Here is an 11368-nt window from a genome sequence, read left to right as displayed (position 1 = left end):
GAAACAGATGTAGGAGCGGCCTTGCGTCGCGATGCGCCGCGCGGGCGGCGCTCGATCTCAAGAGCGCTGCAAGGCTCCCGCCTGGCACCTCGCAGCCCCAACACGGTCTAGGCGCGAACCTAGAGCACCCCGTGCATCCGCACCACGACCCCGAGAAACTCGCACCCGTCCTCACACAACACCGTCGGATACAAGGTATTGAGCGGCCTGAGCATCTGCTGTCCGCCCTCCTCGATCAACTCGCGCAGCACCGCCGGCTTGCCCGGCTGCCGAGCCACCACCAGCCTGCCCGGCGCAGGCTCGACTCCCGCATCCACCAGCACCAGCACGCCCTGCGGCACGCTCCTGCCACTGGCGGCATTCATCGAATCATTCTCCACCGGCAACCAGAACGCATTGCCGGCCGGCATGTACCCGGTCAGCTCGTGGGTTTCACTGGACTCAGGCAATGCCCCTTGCAAGTCGGCCCAACGCAGCACCGGGAAGCGAAAACTGGCATGGCGCAGGGCATTGACCGAAGGCGGTCGGTCCACCGCATAGACACCCCGGTTCTCACGCGCCGTCAGGTCACGCTCGACCACCATCACCCGGGCCTCCAGATACACCAGCCCAAGCTTTTCCAGTTTTTCGTTGACGGTCACCAGGGTCGGCCTGCGCGTGCCGCGCAGCCAATGGCCAACGCCGCCTTGGGTCATGCCCAGACGCTCGGCCAGTTGATGCTGCTTGAGGTTGTGCTCACGCTGGTAGCGCGACAGAAATTCGATCCAGTTTTCCATGGCTGAGAACGATACGGACTGGATGAACGGCATCAATACACATCTAGAATTATCTTAGCAGGTAGAAATAATACAGATTGACCTATTATCAGCGTTCATTGTCCTGGAACGGATTTCATAGGTGCAGTCATGAGCAATGTGAAAAAAGAAGAAACAGATCTCGACGAAGAGGCCGCGCGCCGCGCCCTCGACTACTACCTCAACCCCCCTCCCGCCGCCCCTGACCTGGAGCGCACGCTCTGGACCCTGCGCGAAGGCGTGAGCAGTGCCCAGGCCAGCGAGCACGCCATGGCCCTGCTGCGCTGCGCTGCCGCCACGGCACAGGAAACCGGCAGCCATCTGCAGGGCACGACGCGGGAAGTGGTGTTTGCGCTGATGCACATGATCAACATGGCCCGCGCGTTGCTGGAGCAGTGCCACGCCACGGAAAAAGCATCGATCTGAAGGGAGAACGTGATGGCCGACGAACGGCAAGAGCCCCGATTGCCGGGGACGAGGTGTGCGTCAGTTAGATATTTTTTAGCAAGTCGCGGAAAAATCATTTGACTGGCAAATGATAACGATTATTATTGCACTCAGCAGGTCGCGAGACCCGCTGGATAACCTGCAACGTCCTCAGGTCGGACGCTCAGATTATCTCCTCATCAGGCTAATCACGGTTTTTGACCCGGCTTTTTGCCGGGTCATTTTTTTTGGCTCTTCAGGCTAATGAAGATCGTTGATGGCGGCGATGATAGCAAAACTGTGTCAGGACGTGAACGCTCATTACAAATCTTTGCCGAATCAGCACTTGAGAATCAATCTCGTTTAGCTTAAGCTGATTCCGCGTCAAGGAAGATGCCCCCACCCCTTTCCTTAATGAGCAAGGAGCTATCCATGACCCGCCTGCTGCTGCCCCTCGAGCACGACCCGCGCACCGCCGAACAGCATGGCGATGACGCGCTGCTGCATGCGCTCAAGCGCCTGCCGCGCCGGGTCCAGCAAGTCTTCCTGCTCAACCGCCTCGACCAGCAGGGCTTCGCCGCCATCGCCGAACGCCTGGACCTGCCGCTGATCAGCATCGAGCGCCACATGAACCAGGCCCTGCAGACCGCCCGCGCGCCCGGCGACGCGCTGGCCAGCATCGCCGGCCAATGGTACGTGCGCCTGCAAAGTCCGCAGGTGACCGCCAGCGAACGCATCGACTTCCGCCGCTGGCTGGATACCGACCCCGAGCACCTGCGCGCCTTCCACGAAACCGAACTGCGCTGGCGCAGCCTGCTCGCCCCTGCCCGGCAATTGGGCCATGACGGCTGGTACCGGCAAGGGCGTGCGGCGCTGTCGCTGGGTGGCTGCTCGATTGCCGTCGGGCTTGGTGTTGCTGCCCTCGTGGCGCTGGGGCTGCTCACCTGAACCTAAAGCGCAGCCCCTGGAAATCCCTGCCCCGATCTGACAGGTGATGTGCAGTCATAGCAAACTATCAAAGAGAACTTTCCTGCAAAAATACAGGAATCTGCTGACAAGACTTCCTCCCGCACTCCCCTTACGGTCCTAGCTTTGTGCCACGCATCGAGCGCGCTTCTCTACGTTGAGGCGCCCGGTAACAATGGACAGGGACCGCCATGCTTAGTTATTCCGACCTGCGCTACAGGTCTACTCCCCGCATCGGTAAAACCGACTGCGAGATTGCACCTCCAAGCGTCCCGCGCCAGCGACTCATGCCGCCCCACCGATGTGCAAAGGGGGCATGCCCATGACCCTCAGCGAGAGAATCGCCCATGCCATCGCCGAGTCCGTGCTGCCCCTCGACCAGTGCCAAGCCTGCGAACGCAAGGGCCTGCCCATCCTCCCCCTGCGCCGGGCGCTGGTCCCGGACCAGCGCCCGGCCTACCGCTACCCCCTGGCCGGCGACGACCAGGTAGCCACCCGGCTGGGGCTGCGCACCCTGCGCACCGGCTACCTGTATGTCCTGCTCGACCAGCGCATCTGGTACGCCTATGAAGTCACCGATGAAGCCCATCTGCGCCGCTTCAATCCCATCGAACCGCCGCCCGCGCCACCACAGCTGCTCGCCCGCCAGTGCCTGAGCGAAAACCACGACATCCCCTCATCCTTCCTCACCATCGACACCGAGGCTTTCTCCACCGCCTGGATCGCCTTCAGCAGCGATGCCTGGCCGCCCAGCGTGCTGAATGCCTACCGCAGCGCCAAGACCCCGCCCGATCGCTTCCAGGTGCTGGACCTCGGCCTCGCGCGCAATGCCCCCGACCAGGCCGGCCTGGCCATGACCCACGGCGAGTTGCGGGTGGACCGCCAGGTCTTCGAGTACAGCCAGCAACTGCCCGGCGCCTTCGACAGTGTCCACGGCTTTCACAGCCGCTTCCTGCGCCAGACCGCCACTCGCGGCTACCTGGTCAACGCCATTGCCCGCCACCAGCTCGAACACGGCGTGCTCGCCCTGGTGCTCGACGACACCGTCGGCCTGGTCCAGGAGTACAATCACCAGCGCCTCAACTGGATCGCCCGGCGCCAGCAATGGCGCGAGGACCCGCTGCGCGCCTATCAGCTGCAGACCTCGCAGATCCTGCAGACCCTACGCGCCATGCAATCGACATGGGCCGAACAGCAGACCCCTTCCTTCGAGCCCCATAGCGGCGATGGCCCGCCGGTGTTCGTCGACCCACGGGTCGAGCGCCAGCGCGAGGTCGAACGGCGCACCCGGGATGGCGTCGCCCGGCTCGAGGAGCGCTACCACGAACCCCTGCGCGCGGGCTTCCAGGCCGATTACGAGCGCCAGGAAGCCGAGTACCAGCACTACATCGACCTGAACACCCAGGCCTACACCCGACTCTGCGACAGCAGCCTGTTCCGAGGCATCGAGGAACACGATTACGACGGCGACGACCGCGAATCCGGCATTGCCTACAGCAAGACCATGGCCCTGTGCCTGGCCGGCGGCGTCACCGAGGCCCCCGACCTGGACAGCAAACCCCGCGCGCCCACCCCGGGCAGCAGCGCCGAGCTCTGGCGGCGCTGGCTGCAGGACCCGAACAGCCCGCCCTACCGCGCCGTGCTCCTGCGCGACCGGGCCTTGCTCGCCGCGCTGCTGCCCAGTTTCTCCACCACCGATCCCACCGACTGGGGCGACAGCGACAAGCTCTACGGGGTGCTGAGCAAGCTCATCGCCAGTGACGATACTGGCTTGAACCTGCGCGACAGCCTGCGCCAGGCCATCGCCGAGACGCAAGGCGCGATCAATGGCGCCAGCCTGCGCCTGAAGCCCCTGCTGCCGCCCGGCGTCCAGCGCGCCGTGATACGCCTGAACAGCGCCAGCCAGTGGCTGTACAACGGCGTGCAACTGATCGAGCTGCAGGTGCGGATGAAGCTCAGCGAATACTACGCCCTGCAAAGTGCCCACCTGCGCGAGCTGCAGCACAAGGCCAGCGCGCAGGCAGCCAAGGCCCGAGAGCGCATGCTTTTGGGCCTCGGTGATCTCGATGACGAGATACACGCGTCCAGGCGCTGGGTGCGGCCGGTCATCCAGCACGGGCTGCTGAGCCTGGCGGTGCTCGACCCTAAACTGGCGCACAGCGTCATCACCGTCAGCGCCTGGGTCGAAGGCACCGCCGACGTACTGCGGGAGCGCTTGACCCAAGAGGCCGGCCTGCGCGTCAACCAGCTCAGCGACGCCGCGCAGATCAACCTGGTCAACCTCACCGTCGCCGCAGGAACCCTCGATGCCAGCGCCCGCCAACTGCTCCACGGCATGCGCATCACCGCGCAGCAGGCCGCCCAGCTGGTGCGCACCAGCTTCACCGGCGTGCGCGGCGTGGCGGGCAGCTGGGAGCTACTGCTGGCACTGGGCGGCTTGTACCTGACCCACGACAGCCTGACGAAGAATCTGGAAAAAGCGGAAGTCGAGATCGGCGAAAAATCCAGGGAAGCCGTAATGGCGTTGCATGGATCCAAGCTGGCGATCCTTGGCGGCGAGATCGAGGCGCTGGGCCTGATCATCAGGACCGCCGCCACGCAGATCAACACCAGGATACCTCTGACACTCGCAGGGACGGCACGGATGGCCACGACTATCAAGATGGGGCGGGCAACAGTCAGGTTAGGTGCCGTCATGGGGGCCGTGGCAGGGATTTATGATACAGCGCAAGCAGTGTTTGCCTTGAAGCGAACATGGAAAGGCGGGGATAAAATAGCCGCATCAGCTTACACCCTTGCAGCAGCCACATCGGCCGCAGGAGTAATTTATTCCACAATAGCAGTATTCAATGCCTCATTAATGGGCCCTTTAGGGATAGCGATTATCCTGGCGGCGACCTCCTATGGCATGATCAAACTGGCGAAAAACAAGGAGTCAAGCTCAATAGAGCGTTGGGCAATGCGTTGTCATTTCGGCAAAGCCAACGAAAGCCCTGCCATTCACTGGGAATATCCCGAACATGCGGATATCGCCTTTGCAGCGTTAAACGCCGCTACATTAGGCGTTGAGGCAGGCGTAAAATTCGAGACCCAAAGAGCCAACCCAGCGCTCACGGCTAAAATCGGATGGATTGCCCAAGCGGCCACCGAGCAAAAGCTAACACTCAAGATTTCACTGCCCAACATTAATATTTCAAGCTACAGCTATCACTGGTCCCTGACCGTCCATCGACATGGCGATGGGCTTCCGTCCAACTACACAAGCGGAGAAACAATCGCCTCAGGATCCCATGAGGTTTTACACCCGCTGCCAACCTCACAGAAAAAGCCGTCGTCGCGCCCCGCTCGCAAAGTGAAAGACTACAGGGCAGATACCCTCAGCCAAAGATCCCGCAAAGAAACTTCAGGGTTTCACTCTGGGGCTTCCACTACCACCGAATTTATAACCGGCCATATAGAACTCACCCCGAGCCTTGGCAAGCACAACATATTGGCTGCAACTTTAAGCGTCATTTACTGGCCAGATCGAAACACTCCCGATGCCTATGCACACCTAGAAATCCAGGCGATCAACGAATGACTAAAATCATTGAGTATCTACCTCGTCACCCCCTAGGTTGGAAATATGATCTAGCGCTTCCCCACGAAGAGCCAACCCAACGACTCAACTCGCCCCCGCTACCACCCACACCGAACAAAATAAATGACATCTACATAGAAATCCCCAGATCCACTTACAAAATAAGAGGACTATTTATCATTGGCGGCGCACTATGCCTACTAATTACGCTACTACCAATCGCAGTTCTTGCAGCAACAATGACAGCCGGAAACGCGAAAGCCGCAGCGGACATAATCACAATAACCGCCCTCGCACTAGCAGGCATATACTGGGCAACTCTATTTTTTGTCCGCATGGACATCGAACTTCCACGCGACGAACCCATTCGCTTTAACCGCCCCAGGCAAAAAGTCTATTTTTATGAATATCGATATGATCGCATCCACATATTCAGCCGAAAGAAATGGGGGGTACGCCCAGTCGCCTACGACTGGAAAGATCTCATCGCCGAGGTCTGTAGTGTCTACGCCCCAATGGGTAATGGCGGGCTCGTCGAAAACGTCCTCATCGCAGTCCGTAAACCAGGTACCGACGAAATCATCGACCGTCTTTTCTTCACCCATGACATAGAGGATGGCAAGCGATACTGGGAGATCATCAGACTCTTCATGCAACAAGGCCCCGACGCCCTTCCTGCGTTCATACACCCACCTCGCGACTGGGACAATGACTTCGAATTAAGCCCCATTCGCCGACTGGCCCCCAGGGTGCAATGGCCAGAAACCATAGACCGCGAGTCACGCACCGGCCCAGAGCAATCCCCCGACTTGCAGGCCACGAACAAAGTGACACCCTGAGCACCTTTCGCGGTGTAGAGTACCTCCCACAACAACGCCAACAGGAGGCTGGCAATGACCGTGACGCTCTCCCCGCTGCACATCGACTGCGATTTCGACTCCGGCAACATCCTGGTCCTGGACGCCAGCGATCCTGCGCATGTCCACCTCAACATCCGCAAGGACAGCCACAGCGGCCACTTCCAGTGGTTCCACTTCAAGGCCAGCGGCCTGACCCCGGGCCAGGTCCATCGCTTCAGCCTGGACAACGCCCATGAGTCCTCCTACAAGAACGCCTGGACCGGCTACCACGCCGTGGCCTCCTACGACCAGCAGACGTGGTTCCGCGTGCCCAGCCAGTTCGACGGCAAGGCCCTGAGCTTCGACTTCAAGGCTGAACAGGCGCAGGCCTGGTTCGCCTACTTCGAGCCCTACCCGCGTGCCCGGCACAACCAGTTGATCGAGCGCGCCCGGCAGATCCCCGGCGTAGAGCTGCTGGCCAGCGGGCGCAGCGTGCAGGGCCGTGATATCCCGCTGCTGCGCGCGGGCAGTGGCGCGACCGGCAAGCGCAAGCTGTGGATCATCGCCCAGCAGCACCCCGGCGAGCACATGGCCGAATGGTTCATGGAAGGCGTGATCGACGCCCTCGAAACCAACGGCCCGGTCATCCAGCAACTGCTGGCCAAGGCCGACCTGTACCTGATCCCCAACATGAACCCGGACGGCGCCTTCCTCGGCCACTTGCGCACCAACTTCAAGGGCAAGGACCTCAACCGCGCCTGGCAGGATGCCAGCGTCGAGCTGAGCCCCGAGGTGTTCTTCGCCCAGAGCCAGATGAAGCTGCATGGCGTGGACGCATTCATCGACGCCCATGGCGACGAGGAGATCCCCCATGTGTTCACCGCGGCCTGCGAGGGCAACCCCGGCTACACGCCACGCATCGCCGAACTGGAAGAGCAGTTCCGCAGCACCCTGTGCAGCCTGACCCCGGACTTCCAGACGAAGTACGGCTACACCCGCGACGAGCCGGGCCAGGCCAACATGACTCTGGCCTGCAATGCCGTGGGCCAAGCCCATGACTGCCTGTCGCTGACCCTGGAGATGCCGTTCAAGGACCATGACGATGCGCCGAACCCGCGCACCGGCTGGTCGGGCGAGCGCTCGAAGGCGCTGGCCGGGGCGGTGCTGGAGACGTTGCTGAAGATGGTCGGCGATCTGCGCTGAGCAACGCGATCTTCTATCGGAAATCGCCCTGCCCTTCAGGCTGCGCTGTCGTACAGAAAGCAATGTTGAAACATCACCAGCGTGGGAGCGGGCTTGCCCCGCGATCACCGGCGTAGCCGGTGCCATACACCACATCGCGGGGCAAGCCCGCTCCCACGCTGTTCCGGTGAAATCACAAGGTTACGTTCTGTTCCGTGGAAGGCGAGGCAGCCTACTCAGAACTGCACATCCAGGATCACACTGTCGGTATAGGTCGCCGCCGGCGGTGTGGCCTGGTCGGTGTACACCTTGGCGTTGTAGTTGAACACCTGGCTCCCGGTCCCGGTCCCCGCCCCGGGATTCACCTCGGCATCGCTGCTCGAACGCCGCGCCGCGCCCACCGAGCCCCAGCGCACCACGCCGGCACTCTTGAAGATGTCATAGGCCAGATAGTTGTTGGCGCTGGACTTCATCCGCCGCCGCCCGCCCGAGACATTCTGCCCGTCATCCAGCCCCACCGTGTAGTTGCTGCCCTTGGTGCACGACACGCTCACGCTCTGGTTCACCGTGCCGAACCCGGCCACCACCGGCGCGCTGGCGAAGCTGATGTTGGGCGTGGTGATCTGGCAGTCGTTGGTCACCGTAAGACTGACCAGCAAGGTCTGGTTGCCACTGCCGATGTCGCGCCCCAGGCAGATGGCACCGATACCGATCCCCGAACAGTAGTTCCAGCTCCAGGCGATGTTCAGGGTTTCCTGGTACAGGCCGGCGGCGACGTTGGCGCCGACCACGGTCTTCAGGTACAGCGGCACGGTCTTGGGCGTGGTGCCGTTGAGCAGGCCCAAGGCATCGATGATGCCGTTGCGGGCAAAGTCGAACTGCACGCCGCGGCTGATCGGATAGCTGGTGGTATTGTTCGCGTAGAGCGTGTAGGGGATCACATCACCGGTCGGGCCCACCAAGCCACTGCTGGACGACGTGAAAGTGGCATAGAAATGGTCATTGCTGGTCAACAGCGACAACAGCGAACCGGTGCACTGCAGGCCGGCATTGGTGGTCGAGGCACTCTGCACCGTGGTGCGCACCAGCGTCGAGTTGACCGAGCCGAAGGCCGCCGGCGCGGTGGCCACCGAAGAGCACAACGCCCAGGCAGCCCCCGGCAGCGCCAGCAGCCCTGCCAGGCACCCAAGGATCAGCCGGTTCATCGGCACACCAGCGGGCCGATCAGCGGGATCGGCCCCTGCCCTTCAGGCAGGTCGAACGCCACCTGGCACTGTCCGCCATCGGCCTTGTCCACCTGCAGGCGATTGTGCGGCGCCAGATTCTCCAGGTAGACCAACCCATCCCACCCCACCACCGCCTCGCCGCCGCTTTCCTGATGGCGTACCCGGCTGCCCAGCTTGAGTTCCTGCTGGTCAGCATCGACCAGCACCAGGCTTGCCGCCAGCACACGCTTGAGCGGGAACTCCAGCAGGTAGCCACTGCCACGGCGCACCGCCACGCGCTGCTCCACCTGCGGCGCCAGCACATCGGCGGGCAGGTCCATCGGGTCGATCTCGTACTTGCCGCGGTAGTAACCGCTGCTGTACGGCACCAACAGGTGGCCGTTGCGGTCGGTGCGGCCGATCTGCTGGTTCTCGTAGCGCACCGGCACGTCGGCGTAGCCGCTGGTGCTGACCACCACGAAGGCGTCGTCGATGCGGTTGGCGGCGAACAGGCCTGCGTCCATCAATACCAACGAGCCGCTGGCGTCGGCCCAGCGGGTCATCTCGCCGCTGCTACCGTAGGCGCCCACCTGCAACTGCACCGACTGCAAGCGCCAGGTCAGGTCGGCCTGGCGGTAGTCGTCGCGGTTGCCGCCGGTGGCGTAGCCCAGGTTGTAGCCCACCCCGCCGCCCACCGGCACCGCCTGGCTGTAGTTGACCCGCTGCAGGTCCTGGCCATCCTTGCTGCGTTCGGCGCTGAAGGCCAGGGTGCCGCGCAGGTCGAAGGGGATCACCAGTTGCGCCTGCACCGCCCACTGGCTGTCGCCGACCTCGCGGTTGGCCGACAGGTACAGGCTGCTGTTGCGCCACAGCGGCTTGCTCCAGCTCAGGTTGATCAGCCGCGTGCGCGTGCCGTCGCCGGCGCGCACGTCGAAGTAACCGGCGCCAAGGCTGCCGTAGCGGTCCAGGTTGAGGCTCAGGGTGGCCTGCTCGCTGCGCTGGCTCAGGCGGGTGAAGGGGCTGTCGACCAGCGACAGATCGGCGTAGTCGCCGTGGCGCTGCACGCGCTGGTAGTTGAAGCCGATATGGCGGCTGTTGTACTGGTAGCCCAGCGCCACCTGCTGCCCTGTATCGCCTTCGAAGCGGCTCTGGGCAACGGCCGCGTTGAGCACGCCGAAGGTACCCAGGCGCAGGTTGCCGCCCAGGCCGCCGAGCATCATCGACTCGGCGCTCTCGGCATGGGTTTCCAGGGTGAAGTAGTCGGACACCCCGTGGCGCAAGGTCGCCGAGGCCACCCCTGGGCCATAGGCGAAATCGCGCACGGCATAGTCGCGGCGCAGGCTGCCGGCGGCCACCGAGAAGTCCGACAGGCCCTTGGCCAGTAGGCTGCTGGTGACATAGAACGGCAAGGTGGTCGACACCTGCCGGCCAAGGGCGTCGGTGGTCACCACCACCGCTTCGCCGGCGCCGTTGATGAACGGCACGTTGGTCAGGGTGTAGGGGCCCGGCTGCAGCTCGGTGCTGCTGCTCTTGTAGCCGTTGATGAACAGGTCCAGCGAGGTCGGCACGGCGGCTTCGCCGGCAAAGGCCGGCAGCGGATAGGTAACCAGGTCGGGACGGGCGCCGAAGTCGCGGGACAGTTGCAAGCCGCCCACCCGCACCGAGGTGGTCCAGGGCAGCGCGCCGGTCACCAGGTCGCCGGCCTCGTAGGTGAGCAGGCGCTGCTCGTCGGTGTAGCGGAAGGTGGTGTCGTAGCGCAGGAAACCCTGGCGGCCCTGAGCCTGGGCGCCATTGAACGACTGGCGCCACTGCCCGGTGGTGGAAAAGGTGCCCCAGTCGTCGAACAGGCGCAGCTCGTTCCAGGCGGCCAGGTAGCTGCCACCCTCGTCGGTGTCATTGAGGTAGGCGTCATAGTTGAGCAAGGCGCCAAAGCTGCTGCGCGCGTCGCTGGCCGGGTACAGGTTGCGCTCGCCCACCTGCTGGTCGGGCAGCCAGGCCGGCGGCACCTGCAGCAGCAGGCGCTGGTTCTGGCTGTCGTAGTCGCTGTGCAGGCCGGGGATCTCGTCCAGGGCCACTTCGCCCTGGGGCTCGCCCGGCAGCCTGATGCCCGCCTCACGCAACACCTCGCTGGCCAGGTACAGGCGCCCGGCGCGCTGCTGCACCGGCACCAGCTCAGCCTTGGCCACCTGGTTCACCAACAAGTCGAGGTACAGCGTGGCGTCGGCGATGGCGGCCTGCTCCGAGGGCGGCGGCGGCAGGTCGTCGGCCACGCCCAGGCCGGGCCCCAGCACCGCCAGGCCCAGCCACAACCGGTGCGTTGCCACCCGCACCCAGCTCACACACGATTTCCAACCATTACCGGGTCCTCCCTGGCCC

At 63.3% G+C, this 11368-nt stretch carries 8 protein-coding genes; 5 read left to right on the top strand and 3 right to left on the bottom strand.

The genetic code is table 11. The features are described 5' to 3' along the window. Positions 1-119 precede the first annotated feature (119 nt). Complete coding sequence (locus ACYUME_RS09480; RefSeq protein ID WP_279880419.1) at positions 120-776, bottom strand: LexA family protein; 657 nt, start codon at positions 774-776, stop codon at positions 120-122. A 129-nt stretch (positions 777-905) separates the two neighbouring features. On the opposite strand from ACYUME_RS09480, the gene ACYUME_RS09475 reads away from it, so the two are divergent. From ACYUME_RS09475 to ACYUME_RS09455, 5 genes are all read left to right on the top strand, one after another. After that, positions 906-1220, top strand: coding sequence for a DUF6124 family protein (locus ACYUME_RS09475; RefSeq protein ID WP_279880417.1), 315 nt, complete (start codon positions 906-908; stop codon positions 1218-1220). A 432-nt stretch (positions 1221-1652) separates the two neighbouring features. Next, a complete protein-coding gene (locus tag ACYUME_RS09470) occupies positions 1653-2168 on the top strand; it encodes a DUF4880 domain-containing protein (RefSeq protein WP_460418667.1) in 516 nt (171 codons plus the stop codon). Between the two features lie 340 nt (positions 2169-2508). Next, positions 2509-5766 carry a T6SS effector BTH_I2691 family protein gene (locus ACYUME_RS09465; protein WP_460418666.1) on the top strand — a complete coding sequence of 1086 codons (3258 nt, stop codon included), beginning with the start codon at positions 2509-2511 and terminating at the stop codon, positions 5764-5766. Beyond that, positions 5763-6605 carry a DUF6708 domain-containing protein gene (locus ACYUME_RS09460; RefSeq protein WP_460418665.1) on the top strand — a complete coding sequence of 281 codons (843 nt, stop codon included), beginning with the start codon at positions 5763-5765 and terminating at the stop codon, positions 6603-6605. Before ACYUME_RS09465 ends, ACYUME_RS09460 begins: the two co-directional genes overlap by 4 nt. Positions 6606-6659: 54 nt before the next feature. Continuing rightward, on the top strand, positions 6660-7808 hold the full coding sequence (locus ACYUME_RS09455; RefSeq protein ID WP_460418664.1) for a M14 family metallopeptidase: 1149 nt from the start codon (positions 6660-6662) through the stop codon (positions 7806-7808). A gap of 215 nt (positions 7809-8023) precedes the next feature. Here the strand turns inward: ACYUME_RS09455 and ACYUME_RS09450 are convergent, their stop codons facing one another. Together ACYUME_RS09450 and ACYUME_RS09445 are read right to left on the bottom strand one after the other, a co-directional pair. After that, positions 8024-8992 carry a Csu type fimbrial protein gene (locus ACYUME_RS09450; RefSeq protein WP_279880411.1) on the bottom strand — a complete coding sequence of 323 codons (969 nt, stop codon included), beginning with the start codon at positions 8990-8992 and terminating at the stop codon, positions 8024-8026. Further along, positions 8989-11322, bottom strand: a complete 2334-nt coding sequence (locus ACYUME_RS09445) for a fimbria/pilus outer membrane usher protein (RefSeq protein ID WP_460419322.1) — start codon at positions 11320-11322, stop codon at positions 8989-8991. Before ACYUME_RS09445 ends, ACYUME_RS09450 begins: the two co-directional genes overlap by 4 nt. Positions 11323-11368: the final 46 nt, after the last annotated feature.

This window comes from Pseudomonas sp. microsymbiont 2 (assembly GCF_054788395.1).
The sequence above is the reverse complement of the archived record's forward strand: the minus strand, read 5'-3'. Positions and strand labels throughout refer to the sequence as shown.

Bases quoted from the DNA above. Each gene is read 5' to 3' on its own strand.
- ACYUME_RS09480 (WP_279880419.1), bottom strand. From the start codon at position 776: ATGGAAAACTGGATCGAATTTCTGTCGCGCTACCAGCGTGAGCACAAC.
- ACYUME_RS09470 (WP_460418667.1), top strand. From the start codon at position 1,653: ATGACCCGCCTGCTGCTGCCCCTCGAGCACGACCCGCGCACCGCCGAA.
- ACYUME_RS09465 (WP_460418666.1), top strand. From the start codon at position 2,509: ATGACCCTCAGCGAGAGAATCGCCCATGCCATCGCCGAGTCCGTGCTG.
- ACYUME_RS09475 (WP_279880417.1), top strand. From the start codon at position 906: ATGAGCAATGTGAAAAAAGAAGAAACAGATCTCGACGAAGAGGCCGCG.
- ACYUME_RS09455 (WP_460418664.1), top strand. From the start codon at position 6,660: ATGACCGTGACGCTCTCCCCGCTGCACATCGACTGCGATTTCGACTCC.
- ACYUME_RS09450 (WP_279880411.1), bottom strand. From the start codon at position 8,992: ATGAACCGGCTGATCCTTGGGTGCCTGGCAGGGCTGCTGGCGCTGCCG.
- ACYUME_RS09460 (WP_460418665.1), top strand. From the start codon at position 5,763: ATGACTAAAATCATTGAGTATCTACCTCGTCACCCCCTAGGTTGGAAA.